The sequence below is a fragment of the Luteibacter yeojuensis genome (assembly GCF_000964085.1).
GTDB classification, from domain to species: domain Bacteria; phylum Pseudomonadota; class Gammaproteobacteria; order Xanthomonadales; family Rhodanobacteraceae; genus Luteibacter; species Luteibacter yeojuensis_A.
Genome location: NZ_JZRB01000008.1, coordinates 35050 through 59168, shown reverse-complemented (window position 1 = coordinate 59168; position 24119 = coordinate 35050). Strand labels below are relative to the sequence as shown.

The 24119-nt window shown below is 69.1% G+C and carries 26 protein-coding genes and 1 other RNA gene; 23 read left to right on the top strand and 4 right to left on the bottom strand.

Annotation, left to right across the window (positions count from 1 at the left end):
• Positions 1-47: 47 nt before the first annotated feature.
• Together VI08_RS04785 and VI08_RS04780 are read right to left on the bottom strand one after the other, a co-directional pair.
• Positions 48-458, bottom strand: a complete 411-nt coding sequence (locus VI08_RS04785; protein ID WP_052697689.1) for a lysozyme inhibitor LprI family protein — start codon at positions 456-458, stop codon at positions 48-50.
• Positions 459-476: 18 nt separating this feature from the next.
• Complete coding sequence (locus tag VI08_RS04780) at positions 477-1340, bottom strand: YicC/YloC family endoribonuclease (protein WP_045828416.1); 864 nt, start codon at positions 1338-1340, stop codon at positions 477-479.
• Between the two features lie 76 nt (positions 1341-1416).
• Here VI08_RS04780 and rph point away from each other — a divergent pair, with 76 nt between their 5' ends.
• From rph to cydX, 12 genes are all read left to right on the top strand, one after another.
• Entirely contained in the window at positions 1417-2148 is a 732-nt protein-coding gene (rph, locus tag VI08_RS04775; RefSeq protein WP_045828415.1) for a ribonuclease PH, read from the top strand.
• Positions 2145-2654 (top strand): GNAT family N-acetyltransferase, encoded by a 510-nt coding sequence (locus tag VI08_RS04770; RefSeq protein ID WP_045828414.1) that lies wholly within the window; start codon positions 2145-2147, stop codon positions 2652-2654. Before rph ends, VI08_RS04770 begins: the two co-directional genes overlap by 4 nt.
• Positions 2654-3247, top strand: coding sequence for an RdgB/HAM1 family non-canonical purine NTP pyrophosphatase (gene rdgB / locus VI08_RS04765; protein WP_045828413.1), 594 nt, complete (start codon positions 2654-2656; stop codon positions 3245-3247). Before VI08_RS04770 ends, rdgB begins: the two co-directional genes overlap by 1 nt.
• Complete coding sequence (hemW, locus tag VI08_RS04760; protein WP_045828412.1) at positions 3244-4401, top strand: radical SAM family heme chaperone HemW; 1158 nt, start codon at positions 3244-3246, stop codon at positions 4399-4401. Before rdgB ends, hemW begins: the two co-directional genes overlap by 4 nt.
• 101 nt (positions 4402-4502) lie before the next feature.
• The gene (locus tag VI08_RS04755) at positions 4503-6737 is read left to right on the top strand and encodes a DUF1631 family protein (RefSeq protein ID WP_045828411.1); all 2235 of its coding nucleotides are present in this window, start codon (positions 4503-4505) and stop codon (positions 6735-6737) included.
• Positions 6734-7081, top strand: coding sequence for a PilZ domain-containing protein (locus tag VI08_RS04750; RefSeq protein WP_045828410.1), 348 nt, complete (start codon positions 6734-6736; stop codon positions 7079-7081). The genes VI08_RS04755 and VI08_RS04750 overlap by 4 nt, the downstream gene beginning before the upstream one ends.
• Before the next feature lie 57 nt (positions 7082-7138).
• Positions 7139-7747 carry a hypothetical protein gene (locus tag VI08_RS04745; RefSeq protein ID WP_045828409.1) on the top strand — a complete coding sequence of 203 codons (609 nt, stop codon included), beginning with the start codon at positions 7139-7141 and terminating at the stop codon, positions 7745-7747.
• Between the two features lie 91 nt (positions 7748-7838).
• Positions 7839-9164, top strand: coding sequence for a Xaa-Pro dipeptidase (gene pepQ, locus VI08_RS04740; protein ID WP_045828408.1), 1326 nt, complete (start codon positions 7839-7841; stop codon positions 9162-9164).
• A 334-nt stretch (positions 9165-9498) separates the two neighbouring features.
• Positions 9499-9717 carry a cytochrome oxidase putative small subunit CydP gene (cydP, locus tag VI08_RS04735; RefSeq protein ID WP_045828407.1) on the top strand — a complete coding sequence of 73 codons (219 nt, stop codon included), beginning with the start codon at positions 9499-9501 and terminating at the stop codon, positions 9715-9717.
• A complete protein-coding gene (locus tag VI08_RS04730) occupies positions 9717-11285 on the top strand; it encodes a cytochrome ubiquinol oxidase subunit I (protein WP_198148838.1) in 1569 nt (522 codons plus the stop codon). The genes cydP and VI08_RS04730 overlap by 1 nt, the downstream gene beginning before the upstream one ends.
• Before the next feature lie 10 nt (positions 11286-11295).
• Positions 11296-12426, top strand: coding sequence for a cytochrome d ubiquinol oxidase subunit II (gene cydB / locus VI08_RS04725; RefSeq protein WP_045828405.1), 1131 nt, complete (start codon positions 11296-11298; stop codon positions 12424-12426).
• A gap of 14 nt (positions 12427-12440) precedes the next feature.
• Positions 12441-12569 carry a cytochrome bd-I oxidase subunit CydX gene (cydX, locus tag VI08_RS20730; protein ID WP_052697687.1) on the top strand — a complete coding sequence of 43 codons (129 nt, stop codon included), beginning with the start codon at positions 12441-12443 and terminating at the stop codon, positions 12567-12569.
• A gap of 11 nt (positions 12570-12580) precedes the next feature.
• Here cydX and VI08_RS04720 read toward each other — a convergent pair whose 3' ends face one another.
• Together VI08_RS04720 and VI08_RS22170 are read right to left on the bottom strand one after the other, a co-directional pair.
• Positions 12581-13804, bottom strand: coding sequence for an aminopeptidase P N-terminal domain-containing protein (locus VI08_RS04720; RefSeq protein WP_232309464.1), 1224 nt, complete (start codon positions 13802-13804; stop codon positions 12581-12583).
• A gap of 44 nt (positions 13805-13848) precedes the next feature.
• Positions 13849-14415 (bottom strand): UPF0149 family protein, encoded by a 567-nt coding sequence (locus VI08_RS22170; protein WP_045828403.1) that lies wholly within the window; start codon positions 14413-14415, stop codon positions 13849-13851.
• Between the two features lie 85 nt (positions 14416-14500).
• Here VI08_RS22170 and VI08_RS04710 point away from each other — a divergent pair, with 85 nt between their 5' ends.
• The 11 genes from VI08_RS04710 to VI08_RS04665 all read left to right on the top strand — a co-directional run bounded on the left by VI08_RS04710 (position 14501) and on the right by VI08_RS04665 (position 24119).
• Complete coding sequence (locus VI08_RS04710) at positions 14501-14725, top strand: TIGR02449 family protein (protein WP_045828402.1); 225 nt, start codon at positions 14501-14503, stop codon at positions 14723-14725.
• 8 nt (positions 14726-14733) lie between these two features.
• Positions 14734-15042, top strand: a complete 309-nt coding sequence (locus VI08_RS04705; protein ID WP_045828401.1) for a cell division protein ZapA — start codon at positions 14734-14736, stop codon at positions 15040-15042.
• A gap of 8 nt (positions 15043-15050) precedes the next feature.
• Positions 15051-15234: non-coding RNA, 6S RNA (gene ssrS, locus VI08_RS21170), on the top strand.
• A gap of 107 nt (positions 15235-15341) precedes the next feature.
• Positions 15342-15953, top strand: a complete 612-nt coding sequence (locus VI08_RS04700; protein ID WP_045828400.1) for a 5-formyltetrahydrofolate cyclo-ligase — start codon at positions 15342-15344, stop codon at positions 15951-15953.
• Positions 15950-16408, top strand: a complete 459-nt coding sequence (locus VI08_RS04695; protein ID WP_045828399.1) for an EVE domain-containing protein — start codon at positions 15950-15952, stop codon at positions 16406-16408. The genes VI08_RS04700 and VI08_RS04695 overlap by 4 nt, the downstream gene beginning before the upstream one ends.
• Positions 16405-17058, top strand: coding sequence for a ribose-5-phosphate isomerase RpiA (gene rpiA, locus VI08_RS04690; protein WP_045828398.1), 654 nt, complete (start codon positions 16405-16407; stop codon positions 17056-17058). The genes VI08_RS04695 and rpiA overlap by 4 nt, the downstream gene beginning before the upstream one ends.
• A 109-nt stretch (positions 17059-17167) precedes the next feature.
• Positions 17168-18616 carry a DNA recombination protein RmuC gene (gene rmuC / locus VI08_RS04685; protein WP_045828397.1) on the top strand — a complete coding sequence of 483 codons (1449 nt, stop codon included), beginning with the start codon at positions 17168-17170 and terminating at the stop codon, positions 18614-18616.
• A gap of 78 nt (positions 18617-18694) precedes the next feature.
• Positions 18695-19291, top strand: coding sequence for a GTP cyclohydrolase I FolE (gene folE / locus VI08_RS04680; RefSeq protein WP_045828396.1), 597 nt, complete (start codon positions 18695-18697; stop codon positions 19289-19291).
• Between the two features lie 2 nt (positions 19292-19293).
• Positions 19294-20607, top strand: coding sequence for a hypothetical protein (locus VI08_RS04675; protein ID WP_045828395.1), 1314 nt, complete (start codon positions 19294-19296; stop codon positions 20605-20607).
• Positions 20600-21334 (top strand): hypothetical protein, encoded by a 735-nt coding sequence (locus VI08_RS04670; RefSeq protein ID WP_045828394.1) that lies wholly within the window; start codon positions 20600-20602, stop codon positions 21332-21334. The genes VI08_RS04675 and VI08_RS04670 overlap by 8 nt, the downstream gene beginning before the upstream one ends.
• Positions 21327-24119 (top strand): AAA family ATPase, encoded by a 2793-nt coding sequence (locus VI08_RS04665; RefSeq protein WP_045828393.1) that lies wholly within the window; start codon positions 21327-21329, stop codon positions 24117-24119. The genes VI08_RS04670 and VI08_RS04665 overlap by 8 nt, the downstream gene beginning before the upstream one ends.

Genomic DNA, 24119 nt, shown 5'->3' with positions numbered 1-24119 from the left:
AGTGCCGGAAGGGCCATGCTGCCGTCCCTTCATCCTGTCTGAAGGGCTTACTTCGCCAGCCGCTTTTCCAGCTCGGCTGCCCGCTTTGCTGTTTGGGTGACGGAACAATCGTAGGCAGCAAGCTCGTCGGCCTGGCCGGGTTCACGTCCGGCGTCGCACTTTGCTTCTTTCTCCTTGATCCAGGCGCGCTCTTCTGCACGAAGCGCCACAACCGCATCGCCATGCAGCGACGCCATCAAAGTCCGATAGGTGTTGTTCAAACGCCTATCCTGGAAGGCGTACTCGGCACTCATGCACTTCTTGATGTCGGGCGTCACGCCACCCGTGGCATCGATGCACTGCTGATACGCCGGGCGAAGTCCCGGCTCGGCCGCGACCGCGCCTCCGACGCAGGCCGTGGCGAGCACGATGGCGCATGCCATCCTGGCGTGCCAACCGCTCGAAACATGCTGGGTCATCGAGCCGTCCTTATCCGGTCACTCGATGTTCTGCACCTGCTCCCGCATCTGCTCGATCAACACCTTCAGCTCCACGGCGGCATTGGTGGTGCGCGAATCAATCGACTTGGACCCCAGCGTGTTCGCCTCGCGGTTGAATTCCTGCATGAGGAAGTCGAGGCGGCGGCCCACCGGTTCCTTCAGCGCCAGCACGCGGCGGGCTTCGGCGATGTGGGTGGCGAGGCGGTCAAGTTCTTCGTCCACGTCGATGCGGGTGATCTGGATGACCAGCTCCTGCTCGAGGCGGCCGGGTTCCACGGGCTGGCGGACATCGGCCAGGCGGGTCTCGAGGCGGGCGCGCAGCGCCGTGCGGATCTCGGGCAGCCAGCCGCGGACATCGCCGACGATCTTCTCGATGCCGTCGAGGCGGTCGCGCAGGATCTCGCCGAGCTTGCTGCCTTCGCGGCCGCGGGTGTCGGTGAGGGCGTCGAGGGCGCGGTCGACCACGTCCATGAGGGCGGCCTGCAGGGCGTCGGCGTCGGCTTCGGGTTGCTGCATCACGCCGGGGAAGCGGAGCAGCTCGGTGAACTCGATGTTCATGCGCGGGAAGCGCTGTTCGAGGTCCATGGCCAGCTCGGACAGGCGCGCCAGCACCGTGCCGTTGATGCGCAGGCCCTCGGCGCTGCCCTGCTCGGTGCGTAGCCGCACCGTCACATCCACTTTGCCGCGTGACAGCTTGGTGGCGATGCGCTCGCGCAGGGCACTCTCGAAGCTGCGCAGGTCCTCGGGCAGCCGGGGGCTGATCTCGAGGTAGCGGTGGTTCACCGTGCGCAGTTCGCAAGTGAGGGCGCCGGCCGGGCCCGAAGCCTCGGCGGAGGCATAAGCGGTCATGCTGCGGATCATGGGGGCTTCGCTCGCGCGGCGGGAAAGGCGGCAATGGTAAACTGACCCACCGCCCGCGCCCAACCCAGGCCCCCACATGACCTTTTCCCGTCCGAGCGGCCGCGCCGCCGACCAGCTTCGTACCGTCAGCATCGAACGCCATTACACCCGCCACGCCGAGGGCTCCGTGCTCGTCAGCTTCGGCGATACCAAGGTGCTGTGCACCGCGTCCATCGAAGAGCGCGTGCCGCCGTGGCTCCGCGGCAAGGGCGAGGGCTGGGTCACCGCCGAGTACGGCATGCTGCCCCGCGCCACCACCGAACGTAACCAGCGCGAAGCCGCGCGTGGCGGCCAGGGTGGCCGCACCATGGAGATCCAGCGCCTCGTGGGCCGCTCGCTCCGTGCCTGCGTCGACCGCGCCGCCCTGGGCGAGCGGGTCATCACCCTCGATTGCGACGTCATCCAGGCCGATGGCGGCACCCGCACCGCGGCCATCACGGGTGCCTACGTGGCCCTGGTCGATGCCGTCGGCACGCTGCTGAAGCGCAACGCCATCAAGCGCAACCCCATCCTCGGCGCCATCGCGGCGGTGTCGGTGGGCGTGTACCAGGGCGTGCCGGTGCTCGACCTCGATTACGCCGAAGATTCCAACTGCGATACCGACATGAACGTGGTCATGAACGATGGCGGCGGCTTCATCGAGGTGCAGGGCACGGCCGAGGGCCATGCCTTCCGCCGCGACGAGATGGATGCCCTCCTCGACCTGGCCACCAAGGGCATCGGCGAGCTGGTGCTGGCGCAGCGCGCCGCGCTGGAGGCCACGCCGTGACCGACGTCCGCGCCGCCACGGAAGCCGACCTCGACGCCATCGTGGCCGTGCACCACGCCGCGTTCGGCCGGCCCAACGAGGGGGACCTGGTCCGCCGCCTGGTCGAGACCGGCCAGGCCACGATCTCGCTGGTGGCCGTCGACGACGACGATGCCGTCGTGGGCCATGTGCTGTTCTCGCCGCTCACCGTCGAGAACGGCGACGATGGCAAGGCGCTCGGCCTCGCGCCGGTTGCGGTGCACCCCGACCTGCAACGCCAGGGCATCGGCCATGCGCTCATCGAGGAAGGCATCGGCGCGTGTTTCGTCGCCGACGCGCGCGCCGTGTTCGTGCTGGGCTCGCCGGCGTATTACGGCGCGTTTGGATTCACCAGGGCCTCGGCCTTCGGCCTGCACGATGCCTTCGACGGCGGCAACGCGTTCCAGGTGCTGCCGCTCACCGTCGCCGGCCTGGAAGGCTATGCCGGCCGCGTCGATTACGTGCCGGCCTTCTCGGAGGGGCTGTGATGCGACTGGTCCTGGCCTCGGGCAACGCGGGCAAGGTCGTCGAACTCGAGCAACTGCTCGCGGGCACCGGCGTGCAACTGGTGCCGCAGACGGCGCTGGGCGTCACCGATGCCGACGAGACCGGCCTCACCTTCGTCGAGAACGCGCTGATCAAGGCGCGCCACGCCGCGCGCGCCACGGGCCTGCCCGCGCTCGCCGATGATTCGGGCATCTGCGTCGATGCCCTCGGCGGCGCGCCCGGGCTTTACGCGGCGCGGTATTCGGGCGTGCACGGCGACAGCGCCGCGAACAACGCCAGGCTGCTGCGCGAGCTGGCGGGCGTGCCGCTGGAAAAGCGCACGGCTTACTTCATCGCCGTGCTGGTCGTGCTGCGCCACGCCGACGACCCGGCGCCGCTCATCGCCGAGGCGCGCTGGCACGGCCGCATCCTCGAGGCGCCACGCGGCGAAGGCGGCTTCGGCTACGACCCGCTGTTCCTGCCCGATGGCTCCGACCTCGGCGCGGCCGAGATCGAGCCCGCGCTGAAGAACCGCCTCAGCCACCGCGGCCAGGCCCTCGATATCCTCAAGGCGCGCTTCGCCGAACTCGCATGACCCTCGTCCCGCCGCCGCTCTCGTTGTACGTCCACATGCCGTGGTGCGTGCGCAAATGCCCGTACTGCGATTTCAACTCGCACGGCGTACGCGGCACGCCCGAATACGCGGCCTACGTGGATACCTTGCTGGCCGACCTGGACGCCGACCTGCGCGACTTTGGTGACGCCATCGGTGGCCGCGCCATCGAGACGGTGTTCTTCGGCGGCGGCACGCCCAGCCTGTTCACGCCGGAGCTCATCGGCCGCTTCCTCGATGGCGCTCGCGAGCGCCTGCCGTTCGCACGCGATGCGGAAGTGACGCTGGAGACAAACCCCGGCACCGTGGAGCACGGCCGCTTCGACGGCTACCTGGCCGCGGGGGTCAACCGCATCTCGTTCGGGGTGCAGAGCTTCGACAACGACAAGCTGCACCGCCTCGGCCGCATCCATTCCGCGCACGAAGCGGCGGATGCCGTGAAGCAGGCGCAGGACGCCGGCATCGACAACCTCAACATCGACCTGATGTACGCGCTGCCCCAGCAGGACCTGGCCGGGGCGCTCGAGGACGTGGACAAGGCCATGGCCCTCGGCCCCACGCACATCTCGCACTACCAGCTCACCCTGGAACCAAACACGGCCTTCGCGGCCAACCCGCCGCCCCTGCCCGACGACGACGCGGCCTGGGCCATCCAGGAAGCCTGCCAGGCCCGCCTGGCCGAGGGTGGCTACGGCCAGTACGAGGTCTCGGCGTATGCACTGCCCGGCCGCCGCTGCGCCCATAACCTCAATTACTGGCGCTTCGGCGATTACCTCGGCATCGGGGCGGGCGCCCACGGCAAGCTCAGCGGCCCGGGCGGCGTCCGGCGGCGCTGGAAGACCCGGCTGCCCGCGGCTTACCTCGCCGCGGCCGGCGGCCCGGCCCGCATCGGCGGCGATAGCCTCGTCGAGGGCGCCGACCTGCCCTTCGAATACATGCTCAACGCCCTGCGCCTCATCGACGGGGTGCCCATGGCCGATTTCGCCGAGCGCACCGGCCTGCCGGCGAGCGCCATGGCCGCCGGGCTGGATGAGGGGCGGCGCAAGGGCTGGCTGGAGGCCGACCCGGCGCGGCTGAAGGCTACCGACCTGGGCCAGCGGTTCCTCAATGACGTGATCGAAGCCTTCATGGCGTGACCCCACCTTTTGGATAGGCCCAATGCCCTTCACGCCCCCGCTGGCGCGGGGGGTGGATGGCCGTCTAAACTTGCGCCCAAGGCCGGGGAGGGGCCTATCTCATGAATGCTTCTGGCACGCCGCCGTTCGGTCGGACGGGTCCGCATCCCGTCGCCCTATCGCCGCGTGCCGAACGCGAAGCGCAGCAGGGTCTTTCCCTTTGCCTCACCTGGCTCGACATGCCGCTGCGCGATGCGCTGCGCGACTTCGACCAGCGGATGTTCGCCATCGCCGAAAGCAGCCGCAACCACCTCGAGCAGCAGGATTGCTTCGAGAGCCGCGGCATCGTGCAGCGCGAGGGCCCGGCGTTCCGCAACCGCTTCGCGTCGCATCTTTCCGAGCGGTTCCGCGGGCTGGGCAATACGCCCGATAGCCGCCCGTCCACGAATGAATACGGCGGCCTCAACCTGAGCCTGGTCGACCCCGAGGAGCAGGAACAGACCGACGCCCTAAGCAGCATGGCCGCCCGCGCGGAAGCGCGCAGCGCCAGCAGCCTGTTCGAGCTGGGTTACCGTCTTGCCGTGCTGGCCGGCACGCCGCCGCTGGAGGGCGAGGCCCTGCCCGCCGGCCCGCGCGCGCTCACGGCCGCGCTGCGCGCCGCCATGGAGACCATGCCGCTGACCCCGGCGCACCGGCTCATCCTGTTCCAGGCCGTGGATACCCGCGTGCTCGGCCACAGCGAATCGTTCTACGGCGCCCTCAACGAGCATTACCGCACCCGCGGCATCCTGCCGGGTTTCCGCGTGTACCCCAACGTGCGCGTGGCCAGCACGCCCGCCGGCGACCGCCGCCGTGCGGCCGAGGCCGCCGGCGAGGGCGCGGGTGGCATGGGCGCCGGCGGTGGCGCGGGTGGTGCCGGCGGTGCCGCCCCGGAAGGCAACATCGGCGTGCTCGAAAGCCTGCGCCAGTTGCTCGCCGAGCGCGCGCAGACCGGCCGCGGCGCCGGCTTCGCGCCGGGCCGCCTGGCATCCGACGACGAACTGCAGACCGCGCTGCTGGCCCTGCAGGGCCACGTCAGCGACGTGACCGACGCCGCGCAGCGCGAAATCCGCAGCGCCTCGGCCCTGCGCGACGAACTGCTGGCCCAGCTCAACCGCGGCCGCCCGGCCGGGTCGCCGCAGGCCGAGCTCACGCCGGAACAGGGCGATACGGTGGAACTCACCGCCATGCTGTTCCAGAACCTGGGCCACGAACTCAGCGACGAAAGCGCCGGCCGCCGCGTGCTGGGCGGCCTGCAGTGGCCCATGCTGCGCGCGGCCGTCAACGATCGCGGCTTCTTCGACAAGGCCGAGCACCCGGCGCGCCAGCTGCTCAACACCGTGAGCGAAGCCGCGCACCACTGGCTCGACCCGGTGGAAGGCGAGCCCGACGCGGCCCTGCTCGACCGCCTGGAGCGCCTTGTGGTCGATGCCAGCATCGCGCAGGTGATCGACCCGTCGTGGCGCGCCGACATCGAGGCGCAGATCGCCCAGCTGACGCGCAAGGCCCACGTGGCCGAACGCCGCCAGATCGAAGCGATGGAGGGCCGCGACCGCCTCGAGCGCGCCCGCCAGCGCGCCAGCGAAGTGATGGGCGAGCGCCTCGGCGAGGGCGCGGGCGCGCCCCGGGGCGTGTTGCGCATCCTGCTCGAGCGCACCTGGGCCGACGTGCTGGCCCTGCACATCTTGCGTGGTGGCGAAACCGGCGAGGCCTACCTGCACTGCCTGGGCGTCACCGACCAGCTCCTCGGCCGCCGTCCCGTCCCCGACACGCTCAAGCTGCGCCAGGAAGTGGAGCGCGGGCTCGAACACCTGGGGATGCACCCCTCCGAAGCCGCGCAGGTGGCCGCCGGCCTGTTCGAGCCGGCGCAGGCGCGCCAGGGCGACGAAAGCCTCACCACCACCGACGTGGCCATGCGCCTCAAGCAGCGCCCGCGGCTGGGCGAAGGCACCGCGCACGGCGAACCCGTGGCGCCGATGGAGCCCACGCCGCTCGACCCTGCCGCCCGCGAGGTTTACGACGGCTTCGCCAGCCTGCGCTTCGGCACCTGGTTCGAGTTCGACCAGGCCGATGGCGAGCCCGTGCGCCGCAAGCTGGCCTGGTTCTCGCCGGCCACCGGCCGCTGCCTGTTCGTGAACCAGCGCGGCGTCCGTGCCGAGGACATGGACCTCACCCGCCTGGCCCGGCTGGTTTCGACCGGGGTGGCGAGGGAATGGCGCGAGGAGCGCGTACCGCTGATCGACCGCGCCTGGCACGCCGTGGCGCGCGCGCTGCGCCGCGAGCGCATGGCGAATGAACGCATGGCAGGCCACGCATGAAATCCGAATTCGAACAGCGCCGCGCCCCGCGCAAGCGCGCCAGCTCGCCCATGCCCGTCGTCGATGTCATGACCGACGCCGTCCTGGGCCAGCTGGGCAACCTTTCCGCCACCGGCATGATGCTGCTGGGCACCCGCGAGCCGCGCAGCGGCGCCGTGCACCAGGTGACGTTCCAGTTGCCCGACGCGCAGCACCGCGAGCACGCGGTGGTCATCGGCATCCAGGAGCAGTGGCACGAGCCCGCCGCCTCCGCGGGCCAGTTCTGGTCCGGCTACCGCATCATCTCGGGTAGCGAGGACGACGTGCGCGCCATCGATGAATGGATCGGGCCGCCGGCTGACTGAACGGTGGCCATCGGGGCGGCTTTACCCCGGCGGCCACGAAGGGCGACCATCGCGCCGATGAGCCACGCCACCACCCTCCTCGTCGATACCGACCTCGAACGCGACGACGCCGCCGCGGCCGCCACCGCGCTTTACCTCCAGCTGGTGGGCGACGGCACCATCTCGGCCACCCCCGGCGAGGGCAGCGAGCCCACGTTCGCCGTCCTCGACGTGCGGCTGGCTACCGACACGGGCATCACGGCCATCGGCCTGCACGCCAGCGGCCACCGCTGGCGGCCGGATGGCCAGGGCGCGGAGATGGTGGACGGCGGCCCGGAGAACGGCATCTTCTGCCGCTACGACGGGGGGTTCACCATCCGCTGCCCGCAGTGCCGCGAGCTGTTGTCGCCCGGCGACGAGGGCAGCGATGCGCTGGAGGATGCGCTGGCGGTGTGGTGTGATTCGCCGGATTCGGCGTTCGTGGCGTGTCCTGCATGCTCGACGTGGACGCCGCTGACGTCGTGGCGGTCGCCGGCGCACGATTTCGCGGTGGGGCATTTCGCCATCAGCTTGCACGGCGCGCACCTGCATGCCTTCACGGCCGGCCGCGACCACGCGGCCACGGCGCTGCGCCTTCGGCTCGGCGATATCGCTGGCGATTACACCGTCGTGTATTCCTCCGCCTGAGCGCCCGCCTCCCGTGGGCGCAAGGGTTGGATAAGCGCCTGCGGAGGCGCACCATTGGGGTTTGCCCCACCTCTCGTCCCCGGAGAACCCCATGAACGACGCGCTGGCCGCGCTGTACCCCCAACACCTCGCCACCCTTCGCGAGCGCGCCGACACCGCGCTCGCCCGTGGCGGCTTCGACCACCTCGTGGTGCCCGCCGGCCGCCCCATCACCAAGTTCATGGACGACCTCGACTACCCGTTCACCGTGAACCCGCACTTCAAGCACTGGCTGCCGCTGGTCGACGCGCCGGGCAGCTGGCTGGTCTACACCCCGGGCAACAAGCCCAAGCTGGTGTTCCTGCAGCCGCACGATTACTGGCATGTCGTGCCCGAAGCCCCCACCGGCTACTGGGTCGAGCACTTCGACATCGTCACCGTGCGCAAGCCGGCCGATGCCATCGCGGAGCTGCCGGCCATGGTGTCGCGCTGCGCGATCATCGGCGACCAGTACTGCGGCGCGGAGCAGGTGCAACCGAACAACCCGCCGGCCGTCATCGATTACCTGCACTACCACCGTGCGTTCAAGACGCCGTACGAGCTTGAGCTGATGCGCGAGGCCAGCCGCCGTGGCACGCGTGGCCACCGTGCGGCCGAGCAGGCGTTCCGCGAGGGCGCCAGCGAACTGGGCATCCACCAGGCTTACCTCGCCGCCGTGGGCCAGACCGATGCCGAGCTGCCGTACGCCAGCATCGTTTGCCTCAACGAGCACGCGGCCATCCTGCATTACACGCATTTCGGTCGCACGCCCCCGGCGGAAAGCCGCTCGTTCCTCATCGATGCCGGCGCCAGCGCGGCGGGCTACGCCAGCGACATCACCCGCACCTACGCGGGCAAGGGCGCGGGCGAATTCCAGGCACTGGTCGATTCGATGGATGCCGCGGAGCGCTCGTTCGTGGCGAAGGTGCGCGCGGGGCAGAGCTACCCCGAGCTGCACGTGCATGCCCACCATGTCATCGCCGGCGTGCTGCGCGAGCATGGTTTCATCCGCATGAGCCCGGAAAGCGCCGTGGAATCGGGCGTCACCTCGGCCTTCTTCCCGCATGGCCTGGGCCATGGCATCGGCATGCAGGTGCACGACGTGGCCGGCTTCCACGCCTCCGATGCCGGCGGCACCATCGCCCGGCCCGAGGGCCACCCGTACCTGCGCCTCACGCGCCAGCTCGAGCCGGGCATGGTGGTCACGATCGAGCCGGGCCTGTACTTCATCGACATGCTGCTCGCCGAGCTGAAGGACAAGCCGGTCGCCAGCGACATCGACTGGGCGAAGGTGGATGCGTTCCGCAAGTACGGCGGCATCCGCATCGAGGACGACGTGGTGTGCACCACGGGCGAGCCGGAAAACATGACGCGGGATGCGTTCGCGCTGCTTCCGTAAAACTACTGGCCACCTGATGTAGGAGCCCACTTTGTGGGCGACATGTTTCGCGAAACCGCCGCAAGTGTGCAGGCTTCTCGCGAGGAGCTGTCGCCCACAAGTGGGCTCCTACAGTTTTTTGGGCCCACGATTTTTTGTCCTGGCGTGGCAGATGGCCGCATGGCATGCCACCCCACCCCCGCTTCAACCCGCGCCAACCCGGCGTATGCTCGCACCAGGGGATGTGGGCGGCGTGCGCGGTCAGGCCGATGCGACAAAAGGCCATGCTCCGCGCCTGGGTGGCCGGGCATATGCTGCCGGCGAATGGTCCAAGGCTTTCGCTGGAGTCGCACCGATGGATGTCGACGTTCCCCCCAGGCGCCCGCGCTGGCGCGATAAACCGCTGCCGCGGCTCGCGCTCGAGCTGTCGGTCATCGTCGTCGCCAAGCTCGCCCTGTTGATGCTCATCTGGTACGTGGCCATCCGGCCCCTGCCCCGCGCGGATGTCTCGCCCGCCGGCGTCGGCAAAGCCCTTGCCCCTGCTTCCGCCTCCCCCCAGGAAACCAAGCCATGATCGTCGACCCCGAAGTCGTCGGCCTCTCACGCCTGCAGTTCGCACTGACGGCGCTCTACCACTTCCTGTTCGTGCCGTTGACGCTCGGCATGGCGTTCATGCTCGCCATCATGGAGAGCGTCTACGTGATGACCCGCCGCGAGGTGTGGAAACGCATGACCCAGTTCTGGGGCGTGCTGTTCGGCATCAACTCCGCGATGGGCGTGGCCACGGGCGTCACGATGGAATTCCAGTTCGGCACCAACTGGGCCTATTACTCGCACTACGTGGGCGATATCTTCGGCGCGCCGCTTGCCATCGAGGGCATGATGGCCTTCTTCCTCGAATCCACGCTGGTCGGCGTGTTCTTCTTCGGCTGGGAACGCACCACGCCGCTGAAGCACCTCATCGCCACCTGGTTCATGGCACTGGGCACGTCGCTCTCCGCGTTGTGGATCCTCATCGCCAATGGCTGGATGCAGAACCCCGTGGGCGCCGCGTTCAATGCCGAGACGATGCGCATGGAGGTGACGAAGTTCAGCGATGTCATCTTCAACCCAGTGGCGCAGGCGAAGTTCGTGCACACGGTGAGCGCCGGATACACCATGGGCGCGATGTTCGTGATGTCGATCAGCGCGTGGTACCTGCTGCGCGGGCGCAACATCGATTTCGCGAAACGCTCGATGACGGTGGCGGCCAGCTTCGGCCTGGCCGCGTCCCTCTCGGTGGTGGTGCTGGGCGATGAGTCGGGCTACACGGTCTCGGAGAACCAGAAGATGAAGATGGCCGCCATCGAGGCCATGTGGGAAACCGAGCCCGCGCCGGCATCGTTCACCCTCGTCGGCTTCCCCGACGTGGCGAAGCGCGAGACCCATGCGGCCATCCGCGTGCCCTGGCTGATGGGCCTCATCGGCACGCGTTCCATCGACGAACCCATCCTCGGCATCGATGCGTTGGTGAAGGACGCCACGGTGCGCATCGGCAACGGCATCAAGGCCTACGACGCGATGCTGGTGCTGCGCGAGGACAAGAACGATGCGCAGGCGCGGATGCTGCTGGCCGCGCATGACAAGGACATGGGCTACGCCTTGCTGCTGAAGCGTTTCATGGACGACCCCCGCAAGGCCACGCCCGCCGATATCGAGCGCGCGGCGGAGAGCACCATCCCCAACGTGCCCGTGCTGTTCTGGTCGTTCCGCCTCATGGTGGCGTGCGGGCTGTGGTTCATCGGGCTGTTCGCCTATGCGTTCTGGCGCGCGAGCAAGCGCCGGCTCGAAGGCCGCACCTTCCTCCGCCTGGCGCTGTGGAGCCTGCCGCTGCCATGGGTGGCCGCGGAGCTGGGCTGGATCGTCGCCGAGTACGGCCGCCAGCCGTGGGCGATCGAGGGCGTGCTGCCCACCGCGCTGGGCGCCTCGTCGCTGGCCCCGGGCCAGGTGTGGCTCTCGATCGGCGGCTTCGTGCTGTTCTACACGGCGCTGGCCGCGGTCGATGGCTACCTGATGGTGAAGTTCGCTAGAAAGGGGCCGGATGGGCTGGGCATGTGGCCACCCGCGCCGGAACCGTTGCCCGCCACCGCGCAGGCCGCCTGAGGAGACCGCCATGTTCGACTACGACACGCTCCGCGTCATCTGGTGGGCCCTGATCGGGGTGCTGCTCGCCGCCTTCGCCATCATGGATGGCTTTGATTTCGGCGTGGCCGCCCTGCTGCGCGTGCTGGGCCGCGACGAGCACGAGCGCCACGTGCTGTTGCAGACCATCGAGCCCACGTGGGAGGGGAACCAGGTGTGGTTCATCCTCGGCGGCGGCGCGGTGTTCGCGGCGTGGCCGCTGCTGTACGCCGCCTCGTTCTCCGGCCTGTACGTGGCCATGTTCGTGCTGCTGCTCGCCTTCATCATCCGCCCCGTGGGCTTCAACTTCCGCGAGAAGGTGGAAGACACGCGATGGACGCGGGCATGGGATTACGCGCTGGTGGCCTCGGGCGTCATCGTCATGACGGTGTGTGGCGTGGCGTTCGGCAACCTGTTCCTTGGCCTGCCGTTCCATTACGACGCCGACCTGCGCATGGCGTGGGACGGTGGCTTCTTCGACCTGTTCCACCCGTTCGCCCTGCTCTGCGGCCTGGTGAGCCTCAGCATGCTGCTGGCACACGGCGCGGCGTGGGTGTCGCTGAAAGCGGATGAGCGCATCGCGGCGCGGGCGGCGAACCTCGCGCGCGTTTTTTCGCTGGTGTACCTGGTGCTGTTCGTCGGCGCGGGCATCTGGCTCGCCTACGGCATGCCGGGCTACGCGGTGGCCGGGCCCGTGGTCACCGACGGCATCTCCAACCCGCTGGCGAAGCAGGTGGCCGTCGGTGCGTCGTGGTTCGCGGGGTACATGGAACGGCCGTACTTCTGGGCGGCGCCGGTGGTGGCGTTCGCCGGCGCGCTGGGCGTGCAACTGTTCGTGGCGCGCCAGGGTTTCCTCGGGTTCTTCAGCAGCTGCCTGTCGGTGGCGGGCACCATCGCCGCGGCGGGCTTCGCGCTGTTCCCGTTCCTCATGCCATCGTCGGTCGACCCGCGCTCGAGCCTCACGGTGTGGGATGCGTCGAGCAGCCAGGGCACGCTGTTCCTGATGATGTGCCTGGTGGTGGTGTTCCTGCCCATCATCCTGCTCTACACGACGTGGGTATTCCGCATCATGCGCGGCCGCGTCAGCCTCGAACAGGTGCGCAAGTCGCACCATATGTACTGAAGGAGCTGCACGCCATGTGGTATTTCGCCTGGATCCTCGGCCTTGGGCTCGCCTGTGCGTTCGCCATCCTCAACGCGATGTGGTTTGAGGTGCATGCGGATGACGAGGCGCATCAGAAGAAGGACGTACACGCCGATCTCTAGTCCTTCTGTGGTTATTTCGGCACCATCGCCGTCATGACTTCAGGCGCGCCCTTCGTCACGATCACGTCGTCTTCGATGCGGATGCCGATGCCGCGCCATTTCTCGGCCACGCCCTTGTCGTTGGGCGGCACGTAGATGCCCGGCTCCACCGTCAGCACCATGCCTTCCTCCAGCACGCGGGGTTCGCCGTCGATGCGGTAATCGCCCACGTCGTGCACATCCAGGCCCAGCCAGTGGCCGGTCTTGCTGGGGAAATACGGCTTGTAGGCGCCCTCGGCGATGGCGCGATCCACGCTGCCCTTCACCAGGCCCAGCGCGCAGAGGCCGCTGGCGATGACGCGGACGGCGGCGTGGTGCGAATCGGCGAAGGCGCGGCCGGGGCGCACGGCGTCGATGGCCGCCAGTTGCGCTTCGTGGACGATGTCGTACAACGCGCGCTGCTCTGCCGTGAAACGGCCATCGACCGGGTAGGTGCGGGTGATGTCGGAGGCGTAGCAATCGACCTCGGCGCCGGCATCGACCAGCAGCAGGTCGCCGGCCTTCAGCGTGGCGCGGTTGGCCTGGTAGTGCATGACGCAGGCGTTGGCGCCGCCGGCGATGGTGGGCGGGAACGCCGGCACCGCGCCGCGGCCGCGGATGGTGCGGAGGATCTCGCCCTCGATCTCGTATTCGGCCACGCCGGGGGCGGCCATGGCCATGGCCGCGAGGTGGGCGGCGCCGGCCACCTCGGCGGAACGGCGCATCAGCGCCAGCTCGTCGCGCGACTTGAACAGGCGCAGGTCGTGGAGCAGGTGGCCCAGGGCCACCAGGTCCTTCGGCACCACGCCGCCACCGCGGGCGGTGCGCAGCCGGCGCATCCACGCCAGCAGGCGGGCGTCGAAATCCGGCTCCTGGCCAAAATGGCAGTACACCCGCGCCCGGCCCTCGATCATCCCGGGCAGGATGTCGTCGATATCGTCGATGGGGAACGCGTCGTCGAGCTTCAGCTCGCGGGCGGCGCGATCGGTGCCCATGCGCTCGCCATCCCAGCGTTCACGCTCGGCGTCGCGCTCGCGGCAGAACAGCACGGTCTCGCCATGGGCGCGACCCGGCAGCAGGGCCAGCACGGCCTCGGGTTCGCCGAAACCGGTGAGGTAGTGGAAATCGGAATCCTGGCGGTACGGCCACGGGGCGTCCGCGTTGCGCATGCGCTCGGGGGCGGTGGCGAGGATCAGCACCGCGTCCTCGCCCGCCATGCGCATCAGCTCCCGGCGGCGCCGGGCGTATTCCGCTGGCGCGATCAATGCAGGGTATCGCTGGCCGGTTCCTGGCGCGGCGCAAGCTCGGCATGCAGGGTGAGCGCGCCCACGCGCACGTACTCTTCCAGTTCGGTGAGCGATGCTTCGTCGCCTTCCACGTCCTCGTCCAGCGTGACCTCGGTGGCGGCGAGGGTGGCCATGTCGCGGAGGATCTCCTTGGCATCGTCGCTGAGGCCCTTGGCCGCCTCGGGCGAACCACCCAGGCCGAAGCCACCCAGGAAGCCGCGCGTCCAGTCGGCCAGGCCCTCGACGCGCTCGTGCAGCGGGGCCTCGTCGTCGGGGATCCACGGCATGAAGCTGAGATCGGCATCGGCCAGCCATTCTTCGGTCTGGTGGCGCAGGCGCGCCAGCATGGCCTGTTCATCGGCGGTGGGCGCCGGGTCGGGCTCGAACTTCAGTGCGTCGAGGATGTTATCCGCCGGAAACGCGCCGCCCGCGCTGATGTAACCCACGAGCGAGCCATGGAATTCGCTGACCGACGTGGACAGGTTGCAGCGCCCGATGAGTTCGGCGATGTCTTCGGGGTCGACGGTCTGGTTGCTGGGCATGGCGCTGGCTCCTGGTGTCCTATTCCGTGAAGTCTAAGCCTTCACGGCCTGCTGACAAGGCGCGAACCCCTGTTATAGTCCGCGCATGACGAACCCGGACGCCTTCAAGACTGAATTGGAAAGCCTGAGCGCCACGCTCGACCGGCTCGTCGACACCGTCCGCCGCCTGACGGAAGAAAACCGCAGCCTGCGGCATAGCCAGGAGCAGCTCGCCAACGAGCGCTCCAGCCTCATGGCCCGCAACGAGCAGGCCCGCAGCCGCGTCGAAGCCATGATCCAGCGCCTGAAGGCGCTCGAGAACACGGGTTGAACCCCAGCATGAACGCCCAGACCCACGAACCCGTCTCCCTGCGGCTCCTCGACCGTGAATTCCACATCGCCTGCGCGCCGGATGAGCGTGAAGGCCTGGTGGCGGCGGCGCGCTTCCTCGATGACAAGATGCGTGAGCTGAAGTCCAGCGCCAAGGTGCCGGGCTTCGACCGCATCGCCGTCCTGGCGGCCGTCAGCATCGCCCACGAGCTGCTCACGCTGCGCGGCCAGCACAACTCGCAGGAACAAGCCCTGACCGACGGCCTGGCCGCTTTGCGCCGAAAGCTTGATGGCTTGCTCGACGCATCGGTAAAATAAGCGCCGGGCGTTCCCTGCGGTGCCCGCCAGCGCACTTTACATTTGCCTTGTTCCTACATACGACCCCGGGTCGGCCTTACACGGTTGTTGCGCATGTCCGCCTTCGTACGGAAAGCCTTGAGACCGTGTGGCTCTCCCACCTGATCCTTTGGATCAAGGTCGTTTGGTGCGCAGCGACATCGCGGAGAACGCCTCTTTCTTTTGCCGGCCGGCCCCTTGGGGCCGGTCAGCGCCTTGCCCGCGGCACCGGGCGTGGCGGCTCGCGGGCGCCCAGGCCAGTGCCGTTCGGCTGAACGACCATGTCAAAGCTTCCCGAGAGACGTGAACTCCGCGCCGATCTCGTCCAGCGCCGCCGCGAGCTCAAGCCCGCCGAGCGCGTCGCGGCGGCCTCCGGGCTGCGCGCCTCGCTGGAACAGCTCCCCGAGTTCCTCACCGACAAGCACGTGGCCGGCTACTGGGCCACGGGCGGCGAGCTGCCGCTGAACGTCGCCATCGGCCCCCTCGCCGAGCGCGGGCAAACCTTCTACCTGCCCATCGTCACCAAGATCGGTGGCAAGCGCCGCCTCACCTTCGCGCCGTGGACCACGGGCGAGGACGTCGAGACCAACGAGCTCGGCATCCCCGAGCCCAAGGCCGCCGCCCACGTCATCGAGGCCGACAAGCTCGACCTGGTGCTGGTGCCGCTGCTGGGTTTCGACCGCAAGGGCAACCGCCTCGGTTTCGGTGGTGGCTACTACGACCGCAGCTTCGAGTTCCTCCGCGACCAGGCGCGCCCCGCGCAGCCGTTGCTGGTGGGCGTGGGCTATGCGTTCCAGGAGCTGCCCGCCATCGAAACGGCCGAGTGGGATATCAAGCTCGATTACATCGCCACCGATAAAGAACTCATCGACTGCACGGGCGGCGCCGCATGAAGTACTGGCTCATGAAGTCCGAGCCCGATGCGTTCTCCATCGACGACCTGAAACGCAAGGGCGTGGAACCGTGGGATGGCGTGCGCAACTACCAGGCGCGGAACTTCATGCGCGACGGCATGAAGGTGGGCGACAAGATCTTCTTCTACCACTCGAACACCGACGTGCCCGGCATCGTCGGCATCGCCACGGTGGCCTCGCCCGCCTACCCCGATGAAAGCCAGTTCAACCCGAAATCGAAATACTTCGACGAAACGGCGAAGCGCGAAGAACCGCGCTGGATGCTGGTCGATGTCAAATTCGACCGCAAGCTGAAGCGCACCATCTCGCTCGACGAGCTGAAGGGCCACGACGAACTGGCCGACATGCCGCTCGTGCGCAAGGGCAACCGCCTCTCCGTCATGCCCGTCGCCAAGCACGACTGGGATTACATCCTGAAGCTGGAAAAAGCATGAGCCAGGACAACGAGAAGCGCCTCGCCGCCGAAACAGCCGCGTTCAAGTACGTGGGCAACGGCCCCAGGGGCCGCATCATCGGTGTCGGCACGGGCTCCACGGTCAACTTCTTCATCGATGAGTTGCCGCAGTACCGCGACTACATCAAAGCCTGCGTCTCCAGCTCCGAGGCCTCCAGCGAGCGCCTGCGCAAGCTGGGCTTCGACGTGATGGACCTCAACGCCGCCGGCCGCCTCGATCTTTACGTCGACGGCGCCGACGAGTGCGATGCGAACAAGTGCCTCATCAAGGGCGGCGGCGCCGCGCTCACGCGCGAGAAGATCGTCGCGGCGGCGTCCGACAAATTCGTCTGCATCATCGACGCCACCAAGCAGGTCGAGGTGCTGGGCAAGTTCCCGCTGCCCATCGAGGTCATCCCGATGGCCCGTAGCCTCGTGGCGCGCGAAATCACCGCCATGGGCGGCACGCCCGTGTGGCGCGACGGCGTCACCACCGATAACGGCAACTGGATCATCGACGTGCATAACTGGCGTATCGCCGATCCGGTGGGCCTGGAAGCCAAGCTCAACCAGATCACCGGCATCGTGTGCGTCGGCCTCTTCGCCGCCCGCCGCGCCGACGTGGTCATCGTGGGCAATCGCGAGATCTGATACCCGCTACAAGCATGCTGCTGTAGGAGCCCCCCCTGTGGGCGATTCCCGCTTCCATCGCGGCCCGAAATCGCCCACAGGGTGGGCTCCTACACGTTAAGCTCACTGCATGACTTTCGAATCCATCCTCCTCATCGCCCTGCTGGTGGTCGCCCTCGCCTGCCTGGGCCTGCTTATCGCCCTGCTCGGCCGGCGCGGCCGCGACGACGGCAGCGCGGCGCGCCTGGATGCCCTGCGTGACGATACGCGCCGCCTCGAGGGCGTGCTGCGCGACGAGCAGCGCGCGGGCCGTGGCGAGCTGGGCGATAGCTTCGGCCAGTTCCGCGGGCATGTGCAGGAACAGCTGCAGGCCGCGGCCACGCAGCAGCACGAGCGCATCGAGGGCTTCGGCCGCCGGCTCGACCAGCTCACCGAGCGCACCGATATCGGCCTGCAGGGCCTGCGCCAGGGGCTGGCCGACGACGCGCGCAAGACGCGAGAGGAATCGGCGCTTACGCTGAAGCACTTCGGTGAGTTGCTCGACCAGCGCTTCACCGCGCTTACCGGCGATAACGAAAAGCGCATGGCCGACATGCGCGGCACGCTCGAAACCCGCCTGGCCGCCATCCAGCAGGATAACGCCGCCAAGCTCGAACAGATGCGCGCCACGGTGGATGAGAAACTGCAGGCCACGCTGGAAACCCGCCTGGGCCAGTCGTTCCAGCTGGTGTCCGAGCGCCTGGAAGCCGTGCAGCGTGGCCTGGGCGAGATGCAGGCCCTGGCCGCCGGCGTGGGCGACCTCAAGCGCGTCCTCACCAACGTGAAAACCCGCGGCACCTTCGGCGAGGTGCAGCTGGGCGCCCTGCTCGAGCAGGTGCTGATCGCCGAGCAGTACGACGCCAACGTGGCCACCATCCCCGGCTCCACCGAGCGCGTGGAGTTCGCCATCCGCCTGCCGGGCGCCGACGATGGCGCGCCCGTGTGGCTACCCATCGACGCCAAGTACCCGGTCGAGGATTACCAGCGCCTGCTGGAGGCCCAGGACGCCGCCGACGCCGAGGGCGTGGCCAGCGCCGGCAAGGCCCTGGAGCTGCGGGTTCGCGAAGAAGCCAAGCGCATCCGCACCAAGTACGTGGCGCCGCCGCACACCACCGATTTCGCCATCCTGTTCCTGCCCACCGAGGGCCTCTACGCCGAGGTCATCCGCCGGCCGGGCCTCTCCGACCAGTTGCAGCGCGACCACCGCGTCACCGTGGCCGGCCCCACCACCCTCACCGCCCTGCTGAACAGCCTGCAGATGGGCTTCCGCACGCTGGCCATCGAGAAGCGCTCGTCCGAGGTGTGGCAGGTGCTGGGGGCGGTGAAGACCGAGTTCGGCAAGTTCGGGGCCGTGCTGGACAAGACCCGCAAGCAGCTCGATACGGTGCGCAACAGCATCGACAGCGCCGGCGTGCGTACCCGGGCCATCGAGCGGCGCCTGAAGGGGGTCGAAACCCTGGGGGGCGAGGAGTCGCAGCGGTTGCTGGATATCGTCCCCGAGGCGGACGAGGGTGAGGCGGGGGCCGAAGCCGAGGATTGAGGCAGGCCCCATCGCGCGCAAGCGCGCTCCCACAGGGGGTAGAATGCGCGATTGCATTGATGCCGAGGAAGCCACCCGATGAGCGACGAGTCCAGGTCCCGTCCGGTCACCCGCGAACAGGCCGAGGAGGCCGTGCGCACCCTGCTGCTGTGGGCCGGTGAGGATCCGAAGCGCGAGGGCCTGCTCGACACGCCCAAGCGCGTGGTCAAGGCCTATGGCGACTGGTTCAAGGGCTACGACGAGGATCCGGCCGAGTACCTGCGCCGCACCTTCAAGGAAGTGGAAGGCTACGACGAGATGATCGTGCTGCGCGACATCGAGTTCGAGAGCCACTGCGAGCACCACATGGCGCCGATCATCGGCCGCGCCCACGTGGGTTACGTGCCCACCGACCGCGTGGTCGGCATCAGCAAGCTGGCCCGCGTCGTCGATGGCTTCGCCCGCCGCTTCCAGGTGCAGGAGAAACTCACCGCGCAGATCGCGCACTGCATCGAAGATACCCTGCGCCCTCGCGGCGTGGGCGTGGTCATCGATGCCAGCCACGAATGCATGACCACGCGCGGCGTGCACAAGCGCGGCGTCTCGATGGTCACCAGCCAGATGCTCGGCAGCTTCCGCGAGGATCCACGCACGCGCGGCGAGTTCCTCCGCTTCGTCGGCGTCGACCGTCGCTGACCTTGGGCGGCCCGACCGACACCACCGTCCACGACGAACGCCTGCAGGATCTCTTCCGCGACGGCGTCGTCGCCGAGGACCTCCCCGCCGTCTTCCCGCTGCTGCGCGGGCGTGGCCTGCTGCGCGCGTTCTCCGCGCTGTTCCATGGCGGCGAGGCGCAGGTGCTGCTGCGCCTGCTCGTGCTGCGCACCCTCGGTGGGCGCACGCACGCCACCGAGTGGACACCGCAGGAGATCCGCGACCACCTCGCCTTCGTCGATGCGGTGAAGCTCGAGACCGTGGTGCAGCGCCTGAAGGACCACGAGCTGCTGGTGTACGACACCGAAACCCAGCGCTACCGCGTGGGCCCGGTCGGCCGCAAGGCGCTGGGCGCGCTGGCCACCATGCTCGAGTTCGAGCAGGACGATGACGACGGCCTGGGTTACCTCACCGCCCAGCTCGCCGCGGGCCAGGCGGTGGGCCGCGTCTCGGTCGACGAACTGGGCCACCTGCTGTCCCGCCTCAGCGAGCTGAAGGAAGACTTCGACCGCGCCGTGCTCTCCGGCTCCGAGCACCGCATCCGCCGCGCCGCCGTGCGCCTGGATTCGGTGTGGACATGGGTGGAGAAAGGCACCGAGGTGGTCGCCGCCATCACCGAAGGCGACGACCTCGAACCGGCGGCGCACCGCCTCGCCCAGGCGGTGGGCCGTGCGCAGAGCGCGCTGCTGCGCCAGGCCGGCGTGTTCCAGCGCGAACTCAACAAGATCGACCAGCACCGCGTTCACCTGGGCCGTACCGGCCTGTCGTCGTCCGACCTGGTCGGCTGGCTGCGCGCGCAGCCGGTCGAGACGCTGGCCGGCTTCGAGGAAGGCCAGCTCACGCTGCCGCTGCCCGCGCCCTTCCTGCACGACCAGATCGCCCTGGACGTGGCCGAGTACGAGCTGCTCGAGCGCGAGCGCCTCGCCGCCGAGGTCACGACGCTGCCGGCCGCCGAAGCCCCGCCCGATACCGCCGACCTGCCGATGGGCGAGGAAGACCTGCGCTACCTCGAGGCATGGCACGCCGAGCTCGCCGCCATCGCGGCGCCACGCGAGCTGGCCGAGACGCTGATCGGCACGGACTACGCGCTATCCGCCTACCGCCTCTCGCTGCTCGGCCTGCTTGGCGACCCGGAATCCGCCGCGCTGGAAGGCGGCACCGCCGAGCTCGCCCGCCTGCCACTCGCGCTCGAGATCGAGCCCGTGCTGGTCGACCCCGAACTGCCCCAGATCGCGCTCGTGAGCGCCGGGCGCCTGCGCCCGCGCACCGCCGCGAAGGACACCACCGAAGATGCATGACGAAACCGCCAGCCTGGTGACCCGCCTGCTCGCGCAGCGCTGGCTGCCCCGCGACGACGCCCAGGCGCGCAAGGCGCTGCTCGACGAGGCGTTCCGCGAAGACCTCGACCGCCGCCTCGAGGCGGTGGGCCTGGAACTGCGCGAACACCCCTATGCCGCCTACATCGGCCTCGCCGTGGCGCGCAAGAGCGAGCGCGCCGTGTTCGGCGGCAGCGATAGCTGGATCAGCAACACCATGCAGCTCGACCGCGATGGCGTGGCGCTGCTCGTGGTCATCTGGGCGCTCATCGTGCTGCCCAAGCGCCAGCGCCAGGTCGAGCGCCAGGAAGTGGAAGCCGCCGCCTCGCAATCGCAGATGTTCGCCGAGGCGAAGCCGATCCCGCGCGACCCGACCATTTCGCCGGTGATCCCCGAGCGCACGCTGTTCGCCGATTTCGGCGACAAGGTGGGCGGCAAGATGCGCTTCGGCATGCTCATCGGCACGCTGGCCAAGCTGGGTTTCATCGTGCGCAAGCGCGGCGACGGCCCCGATGGCCGCCTGATCGCCGAGGGCCCCTTGCTCGACCTCGCCTTCGATTACGAGCGCACGGCGCGCCGCATCCTCGACGGCGCGCTGGGCGACCTGCTGGCCGACGCCACCACGCGCGCGAAGAACCTGCCCACCGCCGAGCTCGGCGACGACGAACCCCTGGACGACACCGACGCCGAGGAGCTGGACGATGTTTGATTTCCGCAGCCTCGAAGTCGTCCACTGGGATTACTGGCAGCGCTTCAGCCTGCCGCTCGACACCAACATCGTCACCGTCGTGGGCCCGAACGGCTCCGGCAAGACGACCCTGCTCGATGCGCTGCGCACGCTGCTCACCATCGACTGCGCCGGCAACCGCGATTACAAGAGCTACCTGCGCCACAACGGCAAGCCGTTCGCGTGGCTGCGCGCCCGGGTCGGTAACATCCCCGGCCCCAACGGCGAGCGCCCGTTCTTCCCGCTGATGGACCGCGAGGTGACGCTGGCCTGCCGCATCCAGAAGAAGGGTGGCGAGTGGACGCGCCAGTACGCCGTGCTCGGCGGCGACGTGAGCGTGGAGGAGATCGAGGCGCGCAACGATTTCCTCGGCCTGCGCGAGTACCGCGTGCGCCTGGAAGGCGCGGGCCTGTCGCAGGCGATCCGCCGCGTGCTCACCCTGGAACAGGGTGCCACCGACAAACTGTGCCAGCTGCCACCGAAGGCCCTGCTCGATCTTGTCTTCGATGTGTTCGGTGACAAGGCCGTGCTGGACGACTACCAGCGCGCCCGCAACGAACAGGCCGAGGCCGACCGCGAGCAGCATGGGCTGGAGCACCAGCTGTCGCTCATCGGCGTGAGCCTGCAGGAAGCCGAGGCACGCGCCCGCTCCTACCAGGAATGGAACGCGCTGAAGGACGAGCGCGTGTCGCTGGTGGCCGAGGTGCTGCCGCGCACGGAATTCGCCGACCTCGCCGCCAGCGTCCGTGGCGCCCGCCCCGCGTTGAATGGCGTGAAGCGCCGCGTCGCCGAGCTCGAGCAGCGCGACGCCGACCTGACGCGCCAGCTGGCCGAGCTCGACGCCACGGGCGAAACGCTCCGCGGCGAGCAGCACGAGGCCGACATGGCCCGCCAGGCTACGCAGAAGAGCCTCGACGCGGCCCGCGCCGCGCTCGCCCAGAACGACCTGGTCATCCGCCAGGAAAACCGCCTGCGCGAGATGGTGGCCGCGCAGGGCGGCGCCGACCACGAGCGCCTCGCCGATATCGCGCGCGACGCCCGCGCGCGGCTCAACGCGCTGCAGCACGAAGAAACCACGCTGCGCCAGGAGCTGGGCACCCTCACCACCAAGCTCACCGCGTGGCGCAGCGGCCGCCGCTACACGCCGGAGTTTGAAGCCGGCTTCCGCCGCGCGCTCGACGACGCCGGCATCCGCCACAGCATGCTCAGCGAGATCGTCGAGATCACGCAGGCGCGGTGGCAGCCGGCGGTCGAGGCGGTGCTGGCCGGTTACCGCCACGTGGTGCTGCTCGACGATCCACGCGACCGCGAGGCGGCGTGGAAGCTCGGCGAGGCCATGCGTTACAAGCACTTCGTGGTGGCCGACCGCGCACCGGCCGAGAAACCGGTGAAGGGCTCGCTGCACGAGGTGGTGGCCTTCTCCGCCGCGGCGCCGGACTGGCTGCTGCGCAACCTCGACCGCATCCAGCGTGTCGAGGACGTGCCCGAAGGCTCGAAGCTCGGCCGTGACCAGGACTGGATCACGCCTCAGGGTTACTTCCGCGAACGCCGTGGCGGCCGCCACCTCGGCGTGGACGATATGTACTTCGGCGCGTCGGCGCGCGAGCGCCAGCTGCGCGACGGCGAGGCAAAGCTACGTGAGGTGGAGGGCCGCCTCCGCGCCATCGCCGACGAGCGGAAAACCGCCTCCGCGCAGGCGAGCGACGCGGAAAGCATCCTCCGGGGCGCCAACGCCAGCAGCCAGCTCGCCGACCGAGCGGAAGAATTCAACGACGCGCGCGAGCAGCAACCGCGCCTGCAGGAAGACGTGCAGCGCACGGCCGACAGCCACGCCGCCGCCGAGCAGTACTACGAAGGGGTGCGCGAGAAGCGCCTCAAGACGTCGAACGCGCGCGACAACGGCGCGCGTGAGCAGCGCACCGTGCAAGGCCAGCTGGCCGACTCGGTGCGCCATTACGCGCAGGCGCGGGGCGAGCAGGTCGACCGGCTGAAGGCCTTCCGCGCGAAGCACAGGCACGTGCCGCTCGCTCATCGCTCGCGCGCCGCCATCGCCATGCTGCGCGAGCGGTTCGAATCGCCCGCCGCCGTGCGCCGCGAGATGGACCGCGTCGAGCGCCGTCTGGAAGAAGGCCACTGGGAACAGGATGCCAGCGTGCTGGCCCTGCGCGAGAAGCTCGGCGCCGACCACGACGGCCTGAAGCGCGACCTCGAAAAGCGCCGCCTGCACCTGGAACGCGCCAGCCGCATCACGCACGAAGCGCGTGGCGCCTACATCCAGGTGCTGCGCAACACGGTGCGCCGCTACGCCAGGAACCTGAAGGTGCTCGCCGACCTCGCGGGCATCGGCGTCGACGTCGATCTGCCCGAACTCACCAACGACGACCTCGCCCTCGCCTCGGCCGCGCTGAACGTGCGCTTCGAATTCGACAAGAAGGGCTGGATCGGCATGGATGACGGCGAGGCCTCGGGCGGCCAGCAGGTGATGAAGTCGCTGCTGCTGCTCGTGGCCCTGATGCGCGACGAAGACCGCCCCGGCGGCTTCGTGTTCATCGACGAGCCGTTCGCCCATCTCGATATCTTCAACATCGACAAGGTGGGCGCGTTCCTCAAGAGCACCCGTGCGCAGTACATCCTGACCACGCCAGCGACGCACAACGTCAACGTGTTCCAGCCATCGGAGCTGACGCTGGTGACGAGCAAGCGCCGACCGGGCGCGACGTGGGCGCAGCCACTGGCGGTGCTACGTCGGCGTGCCGACGCGGCTTAG